Below are 20,311 nucleotides of genomic sequence, written 5' to 3'. Positions count from 1 at the left end.
CCGCCCGCACCAGGAGCTGACATGACCCACCGCCTTCGTGATGTCTACGTCGTCGACGCCGTCCGCACGCCGATCGGCAAGTACGGCGGCGCCCTGTCCGGCGTACGCCCCGACGACCTGGCAGCCCATGTGCTCGGCGCCCTTGTCTCCCGTACGCCCGCCCTCGACCCGGCGCGCATCGACGACGTCTGCTTCGGCAACGCCAACGGGGCGGGCGAGGAGAACCGCGACGTGGCCCGCATGGCCGTGCTGCTGGCCGGGCTCCCCGTCACCGTGCCCGGCGCGACCGTCAACCGGCTCTGCGGCTCCGGCATGGAAGCGGTCATCCAGGCGGCCCGGGCCATCGCCGTCGGGGACGCGTCCATCGCCGTCGCCGGCGGCGTGGAGTCGATGAGCCGCGCGCCCTGGGTGGTGCCCAAGCCCGAACGCGCCTTCCCCGCAGGACACCAGGAGATGTTCTCGACCACCCTCGGCTGGCGCATGGTCAACCCGCGCATGCCCAAGGAATGGACGGTCGCCCTCGGCGAAGGCGCCGAACTGGTCGCCGACCGGTATGGCATCGACCGCGAGGCACAGGACACCTTCGCCCTCGAAAGCCACCGGAAGGCCGCCCGGGCCTGGGACGCGGGACTGTACGACGCGGAAATCGCCCTCGTCGACGGCGTCGATCTGGCCCGCGACGAATGCATCCGCGACTCCACGTCGACCGAGGCCCTCGCCAAACTCAAGCCCGTCTTCCGCCAGGGCGGCACCGTCACGGCAGGCAACTCCTCACCCCTCAACGACGGCGCCGCAGCCCTGCTGCTCACCGACGAGGACGGCCTGCGCGCCACCGGGCGCGAACCGCTGGCCAGGATCGGCGCCACGGCCGTGACCGGCATCGAGCCGCAGTACTTCGGGGCAGGGCCCGTCGAAGCGGTCCACCGCGCGCTCAAGAAGGCCGGCCGCGGCGTCGGTGACCTGCACACCCTCGAACTCAACGAGGCCTTCGCCGCCCAGGCGCTCGCCTGCATCGGACAGTGGCCGGGACTGGACCCGGCCGTGGTCAACCCGCGCGGCGGCGCCATCTCCATCGGCCATCCGCTCGGCGCGTCGGGCGCCCGTATCACCGGAGCCGTTGCCCACCAGCTCGCCGCGGCAGGCTCCGGCACAGGAATCGCCGCTCTGTGCATCGGGGTCGGCCAGGGCCTGGCACTCGTACTGGAGAAGTGACCGGATGACCGTCACACGGCCGGCGATTCCCGGAAGAGCCCGCCCTGCTGGCCGATGCGCACCGCGACACACCGATGGCGGCGCGCACGCTCACGCAACACGCCGTTCCCACCACGTTCGGTCTCAAGGCCGCGGGCTGGCGCTCCCTCGTCCTGGACGCCCACGACCGTCTCGCCCGGGTCCGGGCCACCCTGCCCGCTCAACTCGGCGGAGCGGCAGGCACCTTGGCCGCCTTCCACGCTACGGGAGCGATGCCGGCGTCGACGGCGACGTGGGCCTGGCGCTGATCGTCGCCTACGCTTGTGAACTCGCCCTCGCCGCCCTCGACCTGCCCTGGCACACACTCCGTACGCCGGTCGCCGACCTCGGCGGCGTACTCGCGTTCACCGCGGGAGCACTGGGCAAGATCGCCGCCGATGTGCTCGTGCTCTCCCGTACCGAGATCGGCGAGGTCGCCGAATCGGCCGGCGGCGACTCCTCCGCCATGCCGCACAAGAACACCCGTCAGAGCCGCCTGATCGCGTCCACTGCCAGGCCTCGCGGCGCGCCGCCGAACAGGGCACGGGGATCGTCGAGGCCCTGAGACAGGAATCGGACCCGCTCCCCGTAGGTGCCGCCGGACACCCTCGCCGACCCTCTCGGCCATCTCGGCTCCGCCGCCGCGCTCACCGACCGCGCGCTCACCCGCCACCCCCAGCGGCACCACTGAGGACTCTTCCAGCGGCACCACTGAGGACTCTTCACCACAGCACCTACACGTCAGTCTTCTGGAGATGCGGGCACAATGTGAACCCACCCCCGGAAGGAAGGCTGCTGATGCAGACCACTGTCGGCATCATCGGCGCCGGCCCCGCCGGACTGCTGCTCGCCCGCCTGCTGCGCAACGCCGGCATCGACAGCGTGACCCTGGAGTCACGCGACCGTGCCTACGTCGAGGACCGCCAGCGGGCAGGCATCCTCGAACAGGGCACGGTGGACGCCCTGCGCTCCGCCGGAGTGGCCGAGCGCATGGACCGCGCAGGGATGGTCCACGACGGCATCGAACTGCGCTTCGACCGCAGCACCCACCGGCTCGACTTCCCGGCCCTCACGGGCGGCAGAAGTGTCATGGTGTACGCGCAGACCGAGGTGGTCAAGGACCTGATATCCCGTCAATTGACTGGCGGCATCCCGCTGTTGTTCGAGGCCCAGGTGCGCTCGGTGGAGGGCGCCGACACCGACCAGCCGCTCGTCCGCTACCTCCACGAGGGACGGGAAAAGACCCTCACCTGCGACTACGTCGTGGGCTGCGACGGCTTCCACGGCGTGACGCGCAATGCCGTCCCCGAGTCGGTCCGCACGACGTATGAGCGGTCCTACCCCTACTCCTGGCTCGGGATTCTCGCCCAAGCGCCGCCGGTCTACGACGAGTTGATCTACACACATTCCGAGCGGGGCTTCGCCCTGGCCAGCATGCGGTCGCCCGCCGTCAGCCGCCTCTACCTCCAGGTCCCCAACGGGACCGATCCCACCGACTGGCCGGACGGGCGCGTCTGGGACGAGCTGGACGCCCGCTTCGCCGTCGACACCGACCCCGGCTGGAAGCTGGAGAGAGGCCATGTCTCCTCCAAGGCCGTTCTTCCCATGCGCAGTTCGGTGACCGAGCCGATGCGTTTCGGCAGTGTCTTCCTGGCCGGGGACGCGGCCCACATCGTCCCGCCGACGGGCGCGAAGGGCCTCAACCTCGCGGTGTCCGATGTCATTGTCCTGGCCCGCGCGCTGATCCACGAGCAGAACAGCGGCTCCACGGAGCTGCTCGACGCCTACTCGGACACCTGCCTGCGCCGGGTCTGGCGGGCGGAGCACTTCTCGTACTCCATGACGACGATGCTCCACAAGGATCCGGCCCAGTCCGCTTTCGATACCCGTCTGCAGCTGTCACAGCTGCACCGCGTGGTGAACTCGCGGCACGCGGCGGCCGAACTGGCCGAGAACTACACAGGCTTGCCGATCGGCTGAGGATTGGCGCCCCGGTGCCCGACGAACCGCGGCGGCCGGGGGAGCCTGTGCGGTGCGCAGGGAGAATTCAGCCGTCGTGCGGCCGTCACCGGTTTGTCAGTCCTGGGTGCCAGGCTGTTGCCGACCAAGGCAAGACGCACAACGAACGCCGCGGGCCGGTGAGTTCTCGTTTCCGGTCCGGTCATGTCCAGTGACACAAGCGGTACGAACAGAGCGCAGCATCATCCATGAGACGTGCGAAGCCGAAGTCCGAGCAGCAAGGACAGCGAGTACCGGACGATCAAGAATCGGAGACCTGAGATGTGTTCACACCGGCCCACGTGCCCGACCGCCGACCACCCCGACCGTGACGCAGCCCGCATCGTCGCCGCGCATCCCGAGCAGGGATGGAGCCTGCTGTGCAATGGCACGGTCGTCTTCGACGACACCGGTGAGCTGCTGCCGGACGGCGGGATCATTCCGCCGCATCGTCCCGTCGTGACGACGATGCCCTCCCGCGTCGGACTGGTCGTGGCGGCCTGAGGGTCCGGGGGCCGGTGCCGGCCCCGGCGGTCATCTGTTGAGGTTCTGACAGTAGGGGCAGAGCTCGTAGCGGCCATCGTGGACCACACTTCCCCAGCCGCGGCACTCGTCGCAGTCGCGGGCCAGGGCGATGTTCGCGCGGGGAGCAGGAGCGTCGGGGTGGGCTCCGGTGTTCATCAGGTGATTTTCCTCGGGTAGAGGGCTGTGCATAGGAAAACTATGCCAAAAGGTGCATAGCTATGCAAGCCGTCACACCAGCTGCTCGGTCCAGATCGTCTTGCCGTCGCGTGTGTACCGCGTCCCCCAGCGCTCGGTGAGCTGAGCCACCAGGAAGAGCCCGCGGCCCCCCTCGTCGGTGGAGCGGGCCCGGCGGAGGTGGGGTGAGGTGCTGCCGGTGTCGGACACCTCACAGATGAGGTGGCCGTCACGGATGAGCCGCAGGGTGATCGGCCCGCCGCCGTACCGGTAGGCGTTGGTGACCAGCTCACTGACGATCAGCTCCGTGGTGAAGGCCATCTCGTCCAGCCCCCACTGGGCCAATTGGGATGCCACCAGCGCCCGGGCCTGAGCAGCGGCGGTCGGCTCGACGCGCAGCTCCCACGTCGCCACCTTCTCCCCCGGCAGGACACGGGTACGGGCGATGAGCAGAGCCACGTCGTCCGCAAAGTCATCGGTGGGCCGGCCGCGCAGCAGTGCTCCCTCAACCGCCCTGCATGTGTCGTCCAGCGAGCGGGCGGGCACGGCCAGCGTCCTGCTCAGATCGGCCAGACTCTCGTCGATGTCTCGCTTCCGGCCCTGGATGAGGCCGTCCGTGTAGAGGGCGAGGAGGCTGCCTTCGGCCAGTTGCAGCTCGGCGGTCTCGAACGGCAGCCCGCCCAGGCCCAGCGGCGGACCCGCGGGGATGTCGAGGAGGTGGACCCGCCCGTCCGGGGTCACCAAAGCGGGCGGCGGGTGTCCCGCCCGGGCCAGGGCGCAGTGCCGCGAAACCGGGTCGTACACGGCGTACAGGCAGGTCGCCCCGACGACTTGAGGGGCCCGTTCGTCGGTCGGCTCCTGCTCGGCGGCCAGTCGGTCCACGAGATCGTCGAGGTTGGAGAGGACCTCGTCGGGAGTGAGGTCGAGATTGGCCAGGGTGTGTACCGCGGTGCGCAGTCGGCCCATGGTGGCCGCCGCGTGGATGCCATGGCCGACCACGTCGCCGACGACGAGGGCGACGCGCAGTCCGGAGAGAGGGATGACGTCGAACCAGTCACCGCCGACGCCGGTCGTGGCGTCGGCCGGCAGGTAGCGGTGGGCGACTTCGACCGCGGGGTGACCGGGAACCTCGTGGGGGAGCAGGCTGTGCTGCAGGGTGAGCGCCGCCTCGTGCTGCTGGGTGTAGCGGCGCGCGTTGTCGATGCAGACGGCGGCACGGGAGGCGAACTCGACGGCGAGTGTGAGGTCGTCGTCCTCGAACGGCTCGAGCCGTTGCGACCGCCACAGACTGAGCAGGCCGAGTACGAGCCCGCGCGCGACCAGAGGTACGACCATCAGCGAGTGGATGCCCAGTTTGAGAGCGCGCTCGGCCCGGTCCGGGTCCATGGCGAGCCACGCGGTGGGGCCCTCCATGTGCGCGTCGAGAATCGGACGCTGCTCGGCCAGGCACTGCGCCTGCACGGTCTCCGGCGGGATGTGAATCGTGTGGCCCACCGGAAACATCAACTCTGCCGTGTCCGTCAGGATGCTGCGAACCGCCGCCCGGCGCACGGGGCCGAATATTTCCTGGACGGGCCCTTCACCGTGGGGCACCGGCTCCAGCAGGTCCACGGAGACGCAGTCGGCAAGATCCGGGACCGCCACCTCGGCCAGCTCGTCCGCTGTCTTCGCGACGTCGAGCGTGGTCCCGATGCGGGCACTGGCCTCGTTGAGCAGGGCAAGGCGACGTCGGGCCCGATAGCGTTCGGTCACGTCCTCGACCGTCTGCGTCACTCCGAGAATCCGTCCGGAGGGGTCCTCCATCCTGAATGCCGAGATCGACACGACCAGCTCGCGGCCGAGGTCTCGCCGCAGACGGCAGGGCTGCTCGGTGAAGACCGATGACTGGCCTGTCTCCAGCACCTCCCGCAACTGCCTCACCACGGTGTCGGTGTCCTGCTGGACCAGGAAGTCCCTGGTACGGAGCCCACGGTGCTGCTCGACCGGTAGCTCACTGAAGCGCGCGATCGCCCGGTTCACTCGCAGGATGCTCAAGTCCGGTGCGAAGACGGACAGACCGATCGGGGAGCGGCGGAACAAACCGTCCAGGACCGACCTGTCCGTCTCCCACTGGAGCACCTCCTCGGCGGGCGCGGCGACGAGGAACCATTCGGAGGGGGCGTCGCCCCGCACGATCCCCCGGGCCCTGCACCCGAGCTCCACGCGATGGCCGTCGCGGTGCCTGACGGGCACGACCCCGAACCACCCCCGGTCACGTACGCATGCGGCCGCCGCGTCCACGGCGACGTAGTAGTCGCGCAGATCGAGCAGGAAACCGACGGCCGGCCGCCCGATCGCTTCCTCGGGCGGGTAGCCCAGCAGTGCCTCGGCCCGCTCGCTCCAGCCGACGACCACCCCGCGGTCGTCCAGCACCGCCGAGGCCGCGCGCCGCACTGCGAACGGGTCTTCCGGGCCCTCGCTGAACGTCGTCACAGGTGTGTCCATCACTACCACCCTGGCACCACCCGGGCGGGACCGCCCAGGCGATACCGCTCGGGGTGATGGCTCACCGGCATGGACGGGCGCACAGTTCTCGCGAGGAGCACCGCCACATCGTCCTGCGCCGCCGAGGGCAGGAGCCGGCCGAGGATGCGGTCGCAGATCGCCTCCAAGGGGTGGTCGAGGTGCCGCAATGCCCGGGCGAGCTCCTGCATGCCCTGGTCGAGATCTCTGTTGCGGGCCTCAATGAGGCCGTCGGTGTACAGCACCAGCAGACTGCCGGGGGGCAGGGGCACCTCCTCGGTCCGGAATTCCTGCCCGCCCGTGCCCAGAGGTGTTCCCGAGGGGCCGTCGAGGAAGGCGAGCGTTCCTTGGGCGTCGACCAGGGCCGGAGGCGGATGGCCCGCCCTGGCGATCAGGCAGCCGCCCGCGGCCGGGTCGTGGACCGCATAGACGCATGTGGCCATTTCGTTCTCGCCCAGATCGGCGACGGCGGCGTCCAGGGAGCGGAGCATCTGAGCCGGGGGGATGTCGAGGCGTGCCAGCGTCCGCACTGCTGTGCGCAGCTGGCCCATCACGGCCGCCGCATGGATTCCGTGCCCCATGACGTCACCGATGACAAGACCGGTCCTGCCCTCGGGCAGGGTGATGACGTCGAACCAGTCGCCGCCGACCTCGTGGTCGCTGGCGGGCAGGTAGCGCCCGGTCAGTTCCAGGCCGGTGACGTCGGGCAGCGCATTGTTCGTCAGGCTGCGCTGCAGGGTCAGGGCCGCTTCCCGCTGGCTGGTGTACATGCGGGCGTTGTCGATGTTCAGAGCGGCCCGGGCGACCAGCTCGTCGATCAGTACGCAGTCCTGCTCGTCGAACGGCTCACGGCTGCGGGTGCGTGTCACCACGACGGCGCCGAGCACCTTGCCCCGGGCGCTCAGCGGGACCAGCCGCGCGCAGCCGATACGGACGCTGAGGTAGTCCCGCAGTCGCTCGGCCTGCGGATCGGGGATCAGCTCGGGGATGTCGGCCTGGTAGAGGTTCATGGGGTGCCCCTCGGCGATGACCTGTTCGTACACCGAGCCGAGCGGGACCTGGAAGGTCATGCCCGGGGTCAGCTTCGCTGTGGGGGCTGACGGATCGGGGAAGGCGGCCGCCATACGGCGCACCACGCCCTGAGTGGATGCGGTGGCCTCATCGGGGTCGAGCACCGCTTCCAGCAGTTGTACGTCGGCGGAATCGGCCAGCTGGGGCACCAGCACCTGCACCACTTCCTCGGCGGTCCTGCGCAGGTCCAAGGTGGTTCCGATGCGCTCGCCGGCTTCGGCGAGCAGAGCGAAGCGCTGCCTTGCCCGCTCGGCCTCGGCATGCGCCTGCTGTCCGTCGGTGATGTCGATCAGGGAAGCGATCAGTCCCAGGGGCCGCCCTTCGTGACCGAGCAGCGGGGCATAGGAGCAGGACCAGGTCCGGTCGTGATCGGGGTCGCTCGGGGTGCGGCCGGTGCGGCGCACGTCGACCACCGCCTTGCGGCGGTCCAGCACCTGCCGCATCACTTTCTGCAGTTCGGAGGCGTTGACCCCCGGTGCGACCTCCGTCAGCCGCTTTCCGAGGTGCTCGGCGGCGGAGACGCCGTTCATCCGCGCCAGCGCGTCGTTGACCCGCAGAAATCGCAGATCGGGGTCGACCATGGCCAGACCGATGGGGGACTGGGTGAACAGACCATCCAGGGCCGCCAGCGAATCCCGCATTCTCAACACCGCCGAGGTCTCCACGGCGATGGCCAGGATGCCCGTTTCTCCCTGCGGGTCCGCACTCGGGCAGATCCACATCTCCATCGGCACCAGGTGCCCGTCGCGATGCCGTACCGGGAGGGCTCCGACAACCGCTTCACCCGCCAGGACCCTCTCGGTCAGCTGTTCGGCCGGCTCCTGATTGGGCTCGGGGACCAGGATCGGAATCCCGTACTCGCCCAGCAGTTCCTCGGGCGCGTAACCGAGCAGTTCCCGGGCGGCGAGGGACCACTCCACGATGCGGCCCTGCGCATCCGCCCTCCACAGCGCGATGGGGAGCAGGTCGCGGAGCACGCCCGCGTATCCCACCGCCGACAGGGGGTGGTCCGGCACATCACTCGTCGACTGGTGTGTGTCCACGCAATGACCTCACACCGGGGCGCGGGGGCCTCTGCCTGCCGACCACTCCCTGGCGATCGTCCGGCCGAGCGCTGCTGACGCACTGTCCTTGCAGCGTCATCGGGTATGGCGACTTCGGGCGCAGCTCTTGGGTGCATCTCCTAGGTGCGGTTTTGTACGGGTATCAGCCTATCCGAGGCGCTGTACGGGGCGACAGGCACCGGTGCGGTCGTCCCGCCGGGCGGCTGGGGGCGGCTCACTTCCTCCGTTGCCTTCACCCCGCTGAACAATGTGGTCGCCAGCCCCGCGATCTCCCTGCCAGCGCGCGGGGCGACCGAGCACGGCCTGCCCATCGGCGTGATGTTCTCCGCCCGGAACGGCGACGAACGCACGCTGCTGGACATTGCGTTCGCGCGGGAGGCCGACCAGCCGTGGCGCCGGATCCAGGACGGCCGAGCGGCCACCGCATGAGGTGAGAGCGGTGATCCGGCGTGAGCCCGCGCAGGCCGGCCGCTTTGCCTCGGGTCCAGGCGGTGACGGATCGGTCGGCGGCGCTGCGGTCGCGGGTGGCTGCACGCGCTGTTCGCCGGTGGTGTCGGCGGCACCGGCGCGCACTCACAGTGAGTGTGCCGTGCACGGCCGGTGGGGCGATTCCCGGCCACCTGCCGACGGTGGCCGGACGTCGCCGCCCCCGCGGTGTCGCAGGGGCGGGGGATCAGGTGTGGAGAATGCTGTTGTTGCCGTCGTGCGCGTCGGCGTGTTCGTCGTCGAACCAGTAGTCGCCGGCGGCCAGGTAGCGGAATCCGTAGCGCTGCTCAGTGGGCAGATTGAGGGTGACGGCGAGGGTGCCGTCCTCTCTCGCCACCAGAGGATGGGCGCCGGGCTGCCAGTCGTTGAAGTCGCCGACGACACTGACCTGGCCGCAGGGCTGGTCGGCGGGGATGACGAACGTGATCTCGGTGTCGTTCTTGCGACGGGAACGCTCCAGCATGGAGATACCTTCCTCTTCGGAGAGCAGTTGGGGGTCAGCATGGCCATGCCGGTGCTCTCCCGTCGCGCCCGGCTGCGCCAACGGCGCCTCCGGTCGCCCGTATGGCCCCCGGGACGCCGTGTCTCCCTCGCCGGGATGCCTTGGGCACCGTCCGCGCGGGTGTCGACGACCGGGCGCGCGGACGCGGGGCGGCGGAGCCCGGATCGGCTCCCCTGCGAGTCGGACGCGCCGGTCGGCCGGTGGCTTCCCGCGCCTGAGGGAAGGCCGCGGGGGCAGCCACCGGCCGACAGGTGCGCGGTGTCAGTCCTGCGGGTAGAAGTCCCCGCTCGCCATGCTGCTCTGCTGCTCGCTCTGCTCCTTGAGCCGACGGGCCTTTTCCTTCAGCCGCTGACGCTCCTGCGGGTCGGCGGCACGCTCCGCGGCCTGTTCCAACTCCTGCGCCTTCTCGCGCATCTGCCGGGCTCGACCGCCGGTTTCGTCTGCAACGCTCATGATCACTCCTTTGGTGACGGGGGAGAGCGGGCCACACCAGCGAAGCAGCGGCCTCCAACCCGCGCATCTCGAACGCTCACCCACCGTGATCCGCCCAGTTCCCACAGGCTCTGGGTACGGCGACCCCCGGCAGCCGCGCAGCGGGCCCGTCGCAAAAAAGCCTGTGCACCGGACCCATCACGTTCCTTACACTCACCAGGAATCGCGCGCTACGGCATCGCAGCGCGCGTCGTGACGAGTGACGTGACCGCACCGCTGTCGTTGTTCCCCCGTCACGGTACGAGGTGATCCTGGTGTCTTCGTCTGTCCGGCGTCGGCTGCGCGGCCGACGCCGGATCTCCGCGACGAGCACCTGACCCCCTGTCTGTTCGGCCTGGACCAATGCCCCGTAATCATCACGGGGCGTTGCGCCGCCTTGAGGGGTTGTGCCCGGCCCGAATGCAGGCCCTGGTCCGTCCGGGAAATCGCGCTGGCTTGTTGTCGGTCATTCCTGAAAGGCCACAGTTGTGCGTACCGAACTCCGTCACTTCGACAATCCGCTCACAGGCGTCCGTAATCTGGGCATCCTCGCCCACGTCGACGCCGGCAAAACCACCGTCACCGAACGGATCCTGTATGCCACCGGCGCAACGTACAAGCGAGGCGAGGTCCATGACGGTACGACGGTCACCGACTTCGACTCCCAGGAGCGGGATCGCGGCATCACGATCTTCGCTGCCGCGGTGAGCTGTGACTGGGACGGTCACCGGATCAATGTCATCGACACCCCCGGTCACGTCGACTTCGCCGACGAGGTGGAGCGCTCGCTGCGCGTGCTCGACGGTGCCATCGCGGTGTTCGATGCCGTCGCCGGGGTCGAGCCCCAGAGCGAGTCGGTATGGCGACAGGCCGACCGCTACGGGGTGCCGCGGATTGCGTTCGTCAACAAGCTCGACCGTACCGGTGCCGACCTCGACCTGGCGGTCGAGTCGATCAGGACAAGGCTGCACACGGTTCCGCTGGTCGTCCAGCTGCCGATCGGCCGAGAGGACGGGTTCACCGGCGTGGTGGACCTGCTGCGTATGCGGTCGCTGGTCTGGTCCGAGGGGTGCGACACCTTCGACGAGGGCCCCGTACCTGAGGACTTGGAGGACGAGGCACGCCGGCGCCGTCGGCTGCTCGAGGAGGCGGTGGCGGAACTCCACCCGGTCGCACTGGAGGAGTTCTGTGCACAGTCAGCGGTCACCGCGCAGACACTGGCGGTAGCCCTGCGGGATCTGACACTCGCCGGCGACGCCGTGGTCGTGCTGTGCGGATCGGCCTACCGCAATCGTGGGATCGAGCCGCTGCTGGAGGCTCGACCACCCGGGCGGGAACCGCCGTGATCACCGCGACGGTCCCCCTGGCCGAACTGTTCGGCTACGCGTCCCGGTTGCGCAGCCGGACCCAGGGCCGGGGCACCTTCACCAGCCGGGCCACCGGCTACGCCCCCGTACCGAGCGGCGTGTTGAACGCGATGCCGGCGCGCTAGAACGCGGGCGTATGGCCCCGCCCATCCCGGGCGGGGCCATCACCGGCGCTCATCGTCGAGAGGAGTTGACCCGCAGACGGTGCAACGGGGCCATCCGCACGATGGCCAAGGTGGATACGGGGGCAATGGGAACGGCCCGGACGATTCGGTCGTGCAGGTCTACCCTGCGGACCGCGGTTCTGAGATGTTCGTTGCGGTCCGCGTGTGCGCGACCTCTGTGGCTGACAGAGAGGGCAAGCCGGTGACAGGCACCACCAGGGCTCCTGTGGACGTGCTGGAGTTCTCCGACGACCTGGTCGAGGCGGACGTACAGCCGCTGCGCGACTTTCTCACCGCGCGGCTGACCGAGCTCATCGAGCGCCAACCGCCGGGAAGCGACGAACGGTTTGCCGTCGCAGCGCTGATGGACCACGTCACACTGGACTGCATCGGTCTCTCCGACGGCCTGCTGGCATGGGGCGGGCATGTGGCCCGTGGGCAGAAGAACCAGGCAGGCCATGTGCAGACCCTGCGCCAGGACATCCGCTCCCGGTGGAACCTCCTGTGCCGCACCGCTGCCTGCTGGCGGGAGCACCCGGAGCACCAGAGCCGGTGGCGCGAGCTGTACCACCTGTGTGCCGAGCATGCGGAGTTCGTCGAACAGACCATGGGGGATGCGAGCAGCGGTCCGTACGAGGTGAGGGCCCACCCGTGAGCGCGTACAGGAAGGAGGCAACCATGCGACTGTGTTGATGCCCATTCCCGCACGCGACTTCGACCCCAGCGAGGTCGCGGTGGGGTGGCAGGTCCTTACCCGGACCGGACAGGGTTGTTTTTTGCGACGCCCGACGGCTCGCCCGTTGTCAGGCAGCAGGCCCGATACCCCGGTTTCGACCTCGCCGGGCCGGCAGGAGAGGCTTGGGGATGTGTCCTCACTCTTTCCTCAGCAGGCTCAACACGGCGTCCCCGCAGGGCAGATGATTGTCTGCGGTGACGACGCGCTGGCTGCCCGTCTCGCCTCCGAACTGCACGACGTCTACGGGGAACGGGTGACGCTCGTCGTGCCGCCCGCCCGCTCCTCGACAGGTGGGCAGCCTGCCGTGGCGCCGAACCGTATCCGGACTTCCGCGCTGTTCGGGCGTGTGTCCGCTGCGATGAACCGGCCGGGTGGTGCCGACGAGGTCGGCTCCAGTGGCGAATTCCTCCTTCCGGTAAGGGAGATGGAGGCCGCCGAGCCGTCGGAGGAGGCACTGCGTCAGGCCGGTGTGGAGCGGGCCGCTGCTCTGGCCCTCGTGTATGACGACGACGAGATGAACATCCGGGCAGCGCTGGCCGCACGGCGGCTCAACCCCCGGCTGCGGCTGGTGATCCGCCTCTACAACCGCAAACTGGGCCAGTACTTGGAGGGCCTGCTCGACCAGGCGGCCGTCCTCGCCGTGCCGGGCCTGAACGCGGCTGCGCTGGACGCCTCCACCACCGTTCTGTCCGACGCGGACACGGCAGCGCCCGCACTGGCGGCGACCGCGGTGGCCGGTACGAGCAAGGTCGTGCAGGCCGACGGGCTGCTGCTGCGTGCCGCGGAGCGCACCCCGCCGGGGCGCGGCGAGGCACCCGATCCCGGCTTGTGCACGCTCGCCCTGCTGTCGTCCACCACCAACGACCCTGCGGGCGCGGAGGGTTCGGACAGCAGCGGCCCTCAGGGTCCGAGTCTGCTGCCCGACGACGCCACGGTCGCGGCCGCCACCGGGCGGGGGACCGTCGTGCTGGAGACGATCTCGTACGCCGGGCTGCCGGTGCCGTCCGGTCGTCTGGCCGGCCGGGGCGCCCCGCTCGGAGAGATCTTCTCGCGGCGGCTGCGCTGGGCGCTCGCCGGTGTCGCCGCGGCCGTGGTTGGTCTTGCCGTGGCGTCCTGGCTCACGACCGGCGACCACCCCCTGCACGCCGCGTACCTCACGCTCCTCGATCTGTTCGCGATCGGGGACCCGGCCGTCGGTGAACCCGCCGCCCGTCAGGTGCTCCAGCTCCTGTCCGGACTGGTGGGTCTTGCGCTGCTGCCGGTCCTGGTCGCCGGATCACTGGAGGCCCTCGGCGCGTTCCGCGGAGCAGCGGGGCTGCTGCGCCCGCCGCGTGGACTGTCCGGGCACGTCGTGCTGCTCGGCCTCGGCAAGGTCGGTACGCGCGTGCTGGCCCGGCTGCGTGAACTCGGCATCCCCGTGGTGTGCGTGGAGGAGGATCCGGCGGCGCGGGGCATCCCGCTCGCGCGCCGGCTGCGCGTGCCCGTGGTGCTGGGCGACGTCACCCACGAGGGCGTGCTGGAAGCTGCCAAGATCCACCGGGCCCATGCGCTGCTGGCGCTGACCAGCGCCGACACGACGAACCTCGAAGCGGCGCTGTACGCCCGTACCGTCAAGCCGGATCTGCGGGTCGCGCTGCGGCTGTACGAGGACGACTTCGCCACCGCCGTCTATCGCACCCTGCGCGCCGCCCACCCCGACGCGCTCACCCGCAGCCGCAGTGTGTCGACGCTCGCGGCCCCCGCTTTCGCCGGTGCGATGATGGGCCGTCAGATACTCGGCGCCATCCCGGTGGAGCGTAAGGTGCTGCTGTTCGCGGCGCTCGATGTCGCCGGGCATCCGCAGTTCGAGGGCCGTACCGTGGCCGAGGCGTTCAGGGCGGGTGCGTGGCGGGTGATCGCTCTGGACACGGCGGAGCCCGCGGAGCGTCGGCCGGACCTTGCCGCTTCCCGTCCGTACGGGGGCGACCGCACCGGCGCCCGGCTGCTGTGGGACCTCCACCCCGGGTACGTCCTGCGGCCCGAGGACCGTGTCGTCGTCGCCGCCACCCGCCGGGGGCTGGCCGAACTCCTCGGACGGCGAACCGGATCCCGCCCCGGCCCGCATTCGGCCTGAGCGCCGTGAGATCCGTCGGGACAGCCCAGGAGGCGGGCTTTCGTGGCGGCGCGGAGTTCGCGTACCGCCGGGTAGGGCTGTGTGGCCACCCGGCGCAGCGGGGACTGGCACAGGCGCGGCGGACCCGGGTCCGTGTGGAGGCGGCCGTCGCGGCTGTCCGCGGTGCGGCGGACCGGCTGAGCGGGGCCGCGGGGCACTGCCATGTTTTCCGCTCGCCCGCGCTATTCGAAGCGCGCGGTGTCGCCTGCCCCTCGGCGTACGATCTCGAGTTCGCCGCCGGAGAAGTCGATGACGGTGGTCGGCTCGGTGCCGCAGTCGCCCGAGTCGACCACGGCGTCCACCACATGGTCGAGGCGTTCCTTGATCTCCCAGCCCTGGGTCATCGGCTCGTCCTCGTCGGGCAGGAGCAGAGTGCTGGAGAGCAGGGGCTCACCGAGTTCGGCGAGCAGGGCCTGGGCAACGGCATGGTCGGGAATCCGCACCCCGACCGTCTTCTTCTTCGGGTGCAGCAGCTGGCGCGGCACCTCCTTCGTCGCGGGCAGGATGAAGGTGTAACTGCCAGGCGTGGCCGCCTTGATCGCGCGGAACACGTCGTTGTCGACATGCACGAACTGTCCCAGCTGCGCAAAGTTCTGGCACACCAAGGTGAAGTGGTGACGATCGTCGAGGTTCCGGATCGACCGGATCCGGCTGATGCCGTCACGACTGCCCAGCTGGCATCCCAGGGCGTAGCAGGAGTCCGTCGGGTATGCGACGAGCGCGCCGGACCGGATGCTGTCAGCCACACTGCTGATGGTGCGCCTCTGAGGATTGTCGGGGTGCACGTCGAAGTACTTCGCCATCCGCCGAGTCTAGACGCCTGTCCCGTACACGAGCGCCGACTGGGTGCCGGGCGGCCGCGTGGGCGGCCCGCGGTGGCCGTATCGGCGCCGGCAAGCGCCTGCGGGTGTGTCGACAGCACAGAACGCCGAGTCGGTCGGAATCTGGAGGAGACAGCCGGGCGGACACGGCCTCCCGGACCTCGCGAATCGGAGCGCCGTCATGCTTGCCGCATTGCAGGACGCATGGACCACCGTGGTCCCCGACATGAGGGACCGGCACGGACCGCTCCCGCCGATGATGCTCGTGCTGACGGTGGTGACCGGACTGGTGGACGCCGTCAGCTTTCTGCTGCTGGGGCACGTCTTCGTCGCCAACATGACCGGCAACGTCGTCTTCTCCGGTTTCGCCGTCGCCGGCGCTGCGGGATTCTCCCCGGCGGCCTCGCTGGCGGCCCTCGCTGCGTTCGCCGTCGGGGCCCTGCTGGGCGGCCGTGTCGCACACCGGGCTCGTGCTCACCGCGGGCGGGTCCTGCATCTGGCGCTCGTGCTCGAGACCGGGCTGGTTCTGTCGGCCTACGTCATCGCCCAGACCGACGCCACCCCCGACACCGGGACCGTCCGGTACGGGCTGATCACCCTCCTCGGGCTCGGCATGGGCGTCCAGACCGCCGCCGCTCGTGCTCTCGCGGTCCCCGACCTGACCACGACCGTACTGACCCAGACCATCACCGGCATCGCTTCCGACAGCCGCGCCGCCGGGGGCGAGGGCGGCAGGGCCGGGCGGCGTGTGCTCGCGGTGGTCGCCATGTTCTGCGGTGCCCTCGTCGGCGCCGCCGCCATCCTGCACGGCGACCCAGCCCTGCCTCTGCTGCTCGCCTCCGTGCTGCTCGCGGTGGGCACGGTGGCCGCGTTCGCGATGACCCGGTCCAACGCCGCCTGGACTGTTCCGCTGTGAGTTCCGCCTTCGCGCAGGGCCGTCGGCGCTCGACCTCGCTCGATTCAGCCGTCTGTGTCGGGTCGTGGCGGCTCCTCCGTGAGATGCCGGAACAGGTCCGTCAGGCCTCGCTCAGCCTCTGGGCTCAATGGGTCCGGTCGCTGGGGGACCTCGTCACGCAGTTCCGCGGCCGTCGGGTCCTGCGCGGCCAGACCCTCTGCGGTGGCTTCGCCGAAGTGCCGGATGACCTCCTGAAGCCGTGCGCGTTCCTCCGCAGTCGCGGTGGCGAGCTGGGCGCGAAGGGTGTCGCGGATCTCCTGGAGGCGTTCGACGTCAGCGATGTTGCCGGGGATGTCCTGGGTCATCAGTACCTGGAGGTTCGTCTCATGCGGAGCGGGGCGGTCCGGCTCGCCCGTCGCCTCGTCCGCCTGGTACGCGGACCAGCACCAGCCGTGTTCGGCCATGCCCTCCTTGGTCCAATCCATCAGCAGGTCCGCGCCTTCCTGAACGCGTGACATGTCGTGCCCGCCTCCGGTGGCGAACCAGCGCAGCAGTGCGCCGGCGGCCGGTTTCTCGGTATCGCAGGAAGAGCACAGTTCCAGGTGGATCGGAAAGCCGTCCGCGTCTTCCTGCGGCATGACGGCGCTGGTGATCAGCGGCCCGCCGCATCGTGAACACGACGGCAACCTCTCTGCGAGTTCCACTTGGGTCACGCCCAGCCTCCTTGCTGTCACCTGCGCCTACCAAAGCCCGCGTGATCTGCAGCGTCAACCTCCTCGCCGCATTCTGCTGCGGCGGGAAGTCGAAGCCCGCACACCGTGTTCCGGCTTCGGTCTGCCAAGCTCATGCCCGTCGCACCATGATCTGCCCGGAAATGTCGTACGACGCCCGGACCGTATCCGCCAGCCAGGCGCTGACCCTGAAACCCAGCAGCGCGCTTGGGCGAGCCGCTGCTGCCGGTGGGGGAGCCCTGCCATAGTGACCGCCCTCTGCTGCCGGTGCCCAGGGCCCCAAGACCGTGGGCACTGGAATGGCGCAATTGCGGCATTCGGGTGGTAGGTGGCCTCGCCTGCAACTGGGCAACGGCAAGCGGGACTCCTGCCGGTGAGAGAACTACATCCGGGAGGTCCCCATGAACGCCACACACGCTGCTGCCCGTCCCTTCACGACGCCGCAGTGGGCGCTTGATGCCTATCGCTTCCCCGCTACGCAGACATACGACTTGGAGGAGGCCGCTGCGGGAGAGGTTGATGCGGCCCGCGACCACGTCCTGCCCTCTCCGGATCCCGTGCAGCGGTTTCCGTACGTTCTTCCGGCCTCGGACCGGCATCGTCTGGACCTGCATGCTGCCCTGACCACCAAAGGGATCGCACCGCGTCCCGGCGACCTCGACGCAATCAGTGCCCTCTGCACACTCGACGACGACACGCTCACCACCGTTGTGCGGTGGATTACTGGTCGCGGATGACGAGTGGCCGTGCTGGCAGCGCCGCCGTCCACCCGGCGGCGCTGACAGGCACGGCCGGGGGAATCGCCCGTGTGCAGAGTTCCGCTGGGAGCCCAGGCGGCCCACTTGTGGCTCAGCCGGTTGCGCCCGTATCCGTTTCGACGGTCGTGGCCTACAGGGAACTCGTGCGCGGCCGAGCAGCCCGCCGCTGCGGGGACACTGCGAGCGAGAAGCTGTGCCCGGCCGGGTCGGAGTAGATCCGTACGTCGCGCGGGCCGCTGTTGTCCTTGGTGTCCACGGGCCTGGCTCCCAGGCTTATCGCCTCGCGTTCGGCCTCGTCCATGTCGCCACGGTCCACCAGGATGCGCAGGTGAGCCTGCTGGGAGTCCTCCGGGCGCGGCCAGCTCGGCGGCGCGTATCCGTAATCCCTGCGGATGGCCAGATGAACTCCGTCCTGGCCGATGAGCTCCAGGAAGTCGGCGTCGCTCCCGGTATGGATCTCCGCCTGGAGCAGGCCGGCATAGAACTCCGCCAGCTCCATCGGTTCGGCGCAGTCCAGTACGAGGACACTTGTCTTCTTGACTGTCATACGCCCTCGCCTACCCGCAGCCATTCTGCGCACACGGTGTGCTCTTGCTGTCGTCGGTGAGTGTGTTCATACGAGGCCGACTGCCCCGTGGGTTCCGGGTTTCCGGCGTGCGGGCCCCCTCCCACGAGCCCGAATATCGCCCGGCGCTCCTTCTCGCCGAGCCCGCCCCACACGCCGAACTGCTCCCGGGCATCCAGCGGGGACTTCTGGGTTAAGCACCCGGCCGACCCGCGCTGAGTACCCTCCATTTGCCCGGCTACGCGTGTCCGGGGCGCCGCCCTCAGGTCGCCAGGTCTGCTTTCCGCGCTCTGGCGACGTACCGGTCCCAAGGCAACCGACGTATCCGGCCGTGGGCTCCGTGCGTCGACACGAATGATTGCGTGCACTGGGTGTTACCCATGTACCAACGCAAGCGGGAAGCGTGGCACAGGAACGCCGGGAGAGTGGTGCATGCTCCAAAAGCGCAAGGCGCAATTGAAGGCCAAGGCCGAGGATGCGGCCGTCCGCGGATTCGACGCGGCGGACGGTCGGCTGCCCCTCAGCGAGCTCGCCCGGCAATTGCTGCGCAAGGCCTATCCCGACCACTGGTCCTTCCTGCTCGGCGAAGTGGCCCTGTACTCCTTTGTGGTACTGCTCCTGACCGGCACCTACCTCACGCTCTTCTTCGACCCGAGCATGGTGGAGGCCACGTACACCGGTCCCTATGAGCCCCTGTACGGCCAGAGAATGACGCAGGCGTACACGACCACCCTGAACATCAGCTTCGCCGTGCGCGGAGGCCTGCTGATCCGTCAGATCCACCACTGGACAGCGCTGGTGTTCCTTGCGGCCATCGCCGTTCATATGCTGCGGATCCTGTTCACGGGGGCCTTCCGCAAGCCGAGAGAGGTCAATTGGATCATTGGTGTATCGCTGTTCGTCCTCGCGCTCCTCGAAGGGTTCGCGGGCTACTCCCTGCCCGACGACCTGCTGTCGGGCACCGGTCTCAGGACAGCGGCCACGATCGTGGGATCCATCCCGTTCGTCGGCACAGAGCTGGAGATGTTCGTATTCGGAGGGGAGTTCCCGGGGCACATCATCATCCCCCGCCTGTACATCGTCCATGTGCTGCTCGTGCCTGGCCTCCTTGTGGCCCTGATCACCGCTCACCTCATCCTGATCGTGTATCTCAAGCACACGCACTGGGCTGCTCAGGGCAGGACCAACCGAAATGCCGTGGGCATGCCGATGTTTCCCCAGTTCACGGCGAAGACGACCGGCTTCTTCCTGATGATCTTCGGCGTCCTGGCCCTCATGGGAGCTCTGGCTCAGATCAACCCCGTGTGGAACTACGGTCCTTACCGCGCCGACCAGGTTTCCGGTGATGCGCAGCCGGACTGGTATGTCGGATTCCTGGAAGGCGCGATGCGGCTCATGCCGCCCTGGGAGACGAACATCGCGGGACACACGATCATGTGGAATGTCTTCATTCCGGCAGTGGCGTTGCCCGGCGTCGTGTTCACCCTCCTGTTCCTGTACCCCTTCTTCGAAAAGTGGGTGACGGGCGACCGCAGCGAACACCATTTGTGCGATCGGCCACGCAACCGCCCGGCCCGCACCGGACTCGGCGTGGCGGCCATCGTCTTCTACGCCGTTCTTCTGACGGCCGGGGGCAACGACGTGATCGCCTTGTCCTTCCGAGTTTCCGTCAACGCCATGACCTGGATTCTCCGGATCGCGCTGGTGGTCGCACCGCTCGTGGCATTCGCTGTGACCAAACGCATCTGCCTCGCCCTTCAGATGCGGGACCGTGGTCGGCTGACAAAGGGGGAGGAGACCGGTCAAGTGACCCAGTCTCCCTACGGCGGACTCCAGGAGGGGCACCGAGGCATCAGCAAGGCCACCCGCCATCGTCTCCTGGTACGCGAGGTCCCGATGCCTCTTCAGCTGCCCGCGGAAGGCCCTCTCTCGCGTCGGCTGCGCCTGAGAACGGCTCTGAGCAACTGGTACTACGGCGACCGTGTCGATCTGCCGGCGACGCGGGAGCAGCAGTCCGCCATCGCGGAGCGGACTGCTCCACCTGAGCGCCTCGGTGAAGGCCAGGAGTGAGGTTTCGGCTGTTCGCTGCGCGGCGGTTG

Annotated in this window: 18 protein-coding genes and 2 pseudogenes; 12 read left to right on the top strand and 8 right to left on the bottom strand. The window is 69.4% G+C overall.

Features of this window, described 5'->3' with window-relative positions:
• Positions 1-21: 21 nt before the first annotated feature.
• The 4 genes and pseudogenes from FBY35_RS20575 (at position 22) to FBY35_RS20560 (ending at position 3,732) form a co-directional block, all read left to right on the top strand.
• The gene (locus tag FBY35_RS20575) at positions 22-1,212 is read left to right on the top strand and encodes a thiolase family protein (RefSeq protein WP_142215474.1); all 1,191 of its coding nucleotides are present in this window, start codon (positions 22-24) and stop codon (positions 1,210-1,212) included.
• Positions 1,213-1,253: 41 nt separating this feature from the next.
• Positions 1,254-1,747 (top strand): annotated as a pseudogene (locus tag FBY35_RS20570) (lyase family protein); the annotation flags it as partial.
• A gap of 281 nt (positions 1,748-2,028) precedes the next feature.
• Entirely contained in the window at positions 2,029-3,210 is a 1,182-nt protein-coding gene (locus FBY35_RS20565; protein ID WP_142215473.1) for a 4-hydroxybenzoate 3-monooxygenase, read from the top strand.
• Between the two features lie 300 nt (positions 3,211-3,510).
• On the top strand, positions 3,511-3,732 hold the full coding sequence (locus FBY35_RS20560; protein WP_142215472.1) for a DUF5999 family protein: 222 nt from the start codon (positions 3,511-3,513) through the stop codon (positions 3,730-3,732).
• Positions 3,733-3,762: 30 nt separating this feature from the next.
• Here the strand turns inward: FBY35_RS20560 and FBY35_RS36490 are convergent, their stop codons facing one another.
• The 3 genes from FBY35_RS36490 to FBY35_RS20550 all read right to left on the bottom strand — a co-directional run bounded on the left by FBY35_RS36490 (position 3,763) and on the right by FBY35_RS20550 (position 8,543).
• Positions 3,763-3,909: a hypothetical protein gene (locus tag FBY35_RS36490; protein WP_186357025.1), complete on the bottom strand. Its 147-nt coding sequence runs from the start codon at positions 3,907-3,909 to the stop codon at positions 3,763-3,765.
• 72 nt (positions 3,910-3,981) lie between these two features.
• Complete coding sequence (locus FBY35_RS20555; RefSeq protein ID WP_142215471.1) at positions 3,982-6,411, bottom strand: SpoIIE family protein phosphatase; 2,430 nt, start codon at positions 6,409-6,411, stop codon at positions 3,982-3,984.
• A gap of 2 nt (positions 6,412-6,413) precedes the next feature.
• Entirely contained in the window at positions 6,414-8,543 is a 2,130-nt protein-coding gene (locus tag FBY35_RS20550) for a SpoIIE family protein phosphatase (RefSeq protein ID WP_142215470.1), read from the bottom strand.
• A gap of 144 nt (positions 8,544-8,687) precedes the next feature.
• Between FBY35_RS20550 and FBY35_RS20545 the strand changes: the two genes are divergently transcribed.
• Positions 8,688-8,993, top strand: coding sequence for an amidase family protein (locus FBY35_RS20545; protein WP_142215469.1), 306 nt, complete (start codon positions 8,688-8,690; stop codon positions 8,991-8,993).
• A gap of 244 nt (positions 8,994-9,237) precedes the next feature.
• Here the strand turns inward: FBY35_RS20545 and FBY35_RS20535 are convergent, their stop codons facing one another.
• Positions 9,238-9,513, bottom strand: a complete 276-nt coding sequence (locus tag FBY35_RS20535; protein ID WP_142215468.1) for an isoamylase early set domain-containing protein — start codon at positions 9,511-9,513, stop codon at positions 9,238-9,240.
• 300 nt (positions 9,514-9,813) lie between these two features.
• Positions 9,814-10,005 (bottom strand): DUF6381 family protein, encoded by a 192-nt coding sequence (locus FBY35_RS20530; protein ID WP_142215467.1) that lies wholly within the window; start codon positions 10,003-10,005, stop codon positions 9,814-9,816.
• A 506-nt stretch (positions 10,006-10,511) separates the two neighbouring features.
• Here FBY35_RS20530 and FBY35_RS20525 point away from each other — a divergent pair.
• The 4 genes and pseudogenes from FBY35_RS20525 to FBY35_RS20510 form a co-directional block, all read left to right on the top strand.
• Positions 10,512-11,342, top strand: a pseudogene (locus tag FBY35_RS20525) (GTP-binding protein); the annotation flags it as partial.
• A 23-nt stretch (positions 11,343-11,365) separates the two neighbouring features.
• Complete coding sequence (locus FBY35_RS20520; RefSeq protein ID WP_160159306.1) at positions 11,366-11,515, top strand: hypothetical protein; 150 nt, start codon at positions 11,366-11,368, stop codon at positions 11,513-11,515.
• A 241-nt stretch (positions 11,516-11,756) separates the two neighbouring features.
• A complete protein-coding gene (locus FBY35_RS20515) occupies positions 11,757-12,209 on the top strand; it encodes a hypothetical protein (protein WP_142215465.1) in 453 nt (150 codons plus the stop codon).
• A 262-nt stretch (positions 12,210-12,471) separates the two neighbouring features.
• Positions 12,472-14,403, top strand: coding sequence for an NAD(P)-binding protein (locus tag FBY35_RS20510; protein ID WP_142218078.1), 1,932 nt, complete (start codon positions 12,472-12,474; stop codon positions 14,401-14,403).
• 221 nt (positions 14,404-14,624) lie between these two features.
• On the opposite strand, the gene FBY35_RS20505 is transcribed toward FBY35_RS20510, so the two are convergent.
• Positions 14,625-15,245, bottom strand: a complete 621-nt coding sequence (locus tag FBY35_RS20505) for an L-threonylcarbamoyladenylate synthase (protein WP_142215464.1) — start codon at positions 15,243-15,245, stop codon at positions 14,625-14,627.
• 199 nt (positions 15,246-15,444) lie between these two features.
• Here FBY35_RS20505 and FBY35_RS20500 point away from each other — a divergent pair, with 199 nt between their 5' ends.
• Positions 15,445-16,179, top strand: a complete 735-nt coding sequence (locus FBY35_RS20500) for a YoaK family protein (RefSeq protein ID WP_142215463.1) — start codon at positions 15,445-15,447, stop codon at positions 16,177-16,179.
• A gap of 44 nt (positions 16,180-16,223) precedes the next feature.
• Here the strand turns inward: FBY35_RS20500 and FBY35_RS36485 are convergent, their stop codons facing one another.
• Positions 16,224-16,871 carry a DUF6300 family protein gene (locus FBY35_RS36485; RefSeq protein WP_186357024.1) on the bottom strand — a complete coding sequence of 216 codons (648 nt, stop codon included), beginning with the start codon at positions 16,869-16,871 and terminating at the stop codon, positions 16,224-16,226.
• Between the two features lie 419 nt (positions 16,872-17,290).
• Between FBY35_RS36485 and FBY35_RS20490 the strand changes: the two genes are divergently transcribed.
• Positions 17,291-17,626 carry a hypothetical protein gene (locus FBY35_RS20490; RefSeq protein WP_142215462.1) on the top strand — a complete coding sequence of 112 codons (336 nt, stop codon included), beginning with the start codon at positions 17,291-17,293 and terminating at the stop codon, positions 17,624-17,626.
• A gap of 151 nt (positions 17,627-17,777) precedes the next feature.
• Here the strand turns inward: FBY35_RS20490 and FBY35_RS20485 are convergent, their stop codons facing one another.
• On the bottom strand, positions 17,778-18,194 hold the full coding sequence (locus tag FBY35_RS20485) for a VOC family protein (RefSeq protein ID WP_142215461.1): 417 nt from the start codon (positions 18,192-18,194) through the stop codon (positions 17,778-17,780).
• Between the two features lie 450 nt (positions 18,195-18,644).
• On the opposite strand from FBY35_RS20485, the gene FBY35_RS20480 reads away from it, so the two are divergent.
• The gene (locus FBY35_RS20480; protein WP_142215460.1) at positions 18,645-20,282 is read left to right on the top strand and encodes a ubiquinol-cytochrome c reductase cytochrome b subunit; all 1,638 of its coding nucleotides are present in this window, start codon (positions 18,645-18,647) and stop codon (positions 20,280-20,282) included.
• Positions 20,283-20,311 lie beyond the last annotated feature (29 nt).

The organism is Streptomyces sp. SLBN-118 (assembly GCF_006715635.1).
Classification (GTDB): domain Bacteria; phylum Actinomycetota; class Actinomycetes; order Streptomycetales; family Streptomycetaceae; genus Streptomyces.
This window is presented reverse-complemented; position numbering and strand designations above follow the sequence as displayed.

Bases quoted from the DNA above. Each gene is read 5' to 3' on its own strand.
- FBY35_RS20575 (WP_142215474.1), top strand. From the start codon at position 22: ATGACCCACCGCCTTCGTGATGTCTACGTCGTCGACGCCGTCCGCACG.
- FBY35_RS20565 (WP_142215473.1), top strand. From the start codon at position 2,029: ATGCAGACCACTGTCGGCATCATCGGCGCCGGCCCCGCCGGACTGCTG.
- FBY35_RS20560 (WP_142215472.1), top strand. From the start codon at position 3,511: ATGTGTTCACACCGGCCCACGTGCCCGACCGCCGACCACCCCGACCGT.
- FBY35_RS36490 (WP_186357025.1), bottom strand. From the start codon at position 3,909: ATGAACACCGGAGCCCACCCCGACGCTCCTGCTCCCCGCGCGAACATC.
- FBY35_RS20555 (WP_142215471.1), bottom strand. From the start codon at position 6,411: ATGGACACACCTGTGACGACGTTCAGCGAGGGCCCGGAAGACCCGTTC.
- FBY35_RS20535 (WP_142215468.1), bottom strand. From the start codon at position 9,513: ATGCTGGAGCGTTCCCGTCGCAAGAACGACACCGAGATCACGTTCGTC.
- FBY35_RS20530 (WP_142215467.1), bottom strand. From the start codon at position 10,005: ATGAGCGTTGCAGACGAAACCGGCGGTCGAGCCCGGCAGATGCGCGAG.
- FBY35_RS20510 (WP_142218078.1), top strand. From the start codon at position 12,472: ATGATTGTCTGCGGTGACGACGCGCTGGCTGCCCGTCTCGCCTCCGAA.
- FBY35_RS20505 (WP_142215464.1), bottom strand. From the start codon at position 15,245: ATGGCGAAGTACTTCGACGTGCACCCCGACAATCCTCAGAGGCGCACC.
- FBY35_RS20500 (WP_142215463.1), top strand. From the start codon at position 15,445: ATGCTTGCCGCATTGCAGGACGCATGGACCACCGTGGTCCCCGACATG.
- FBY35_RS20490 (WP_142215462.1), top strand. From the start codon at position 17,291: ATGAACGCCACACACGCTGCTGCCCGTCCCTTCACGACGCCGCAGTGG.
- FBY35_RS20485 (WP_142215461.1), bottom strand. From the start codon at position 18,194: ATGACAGTCAAGAAGACAAGTGTCCTCGTACTGGACTGCGCCGAACCG.
- FBY35_RS20480 (WP_142215460.1), top strand. From the start codon at position 18,645: ATGCTCCAAAAGCGCAAGGCGCAATTGAAGGCCAAGGCCGAGGATGCG.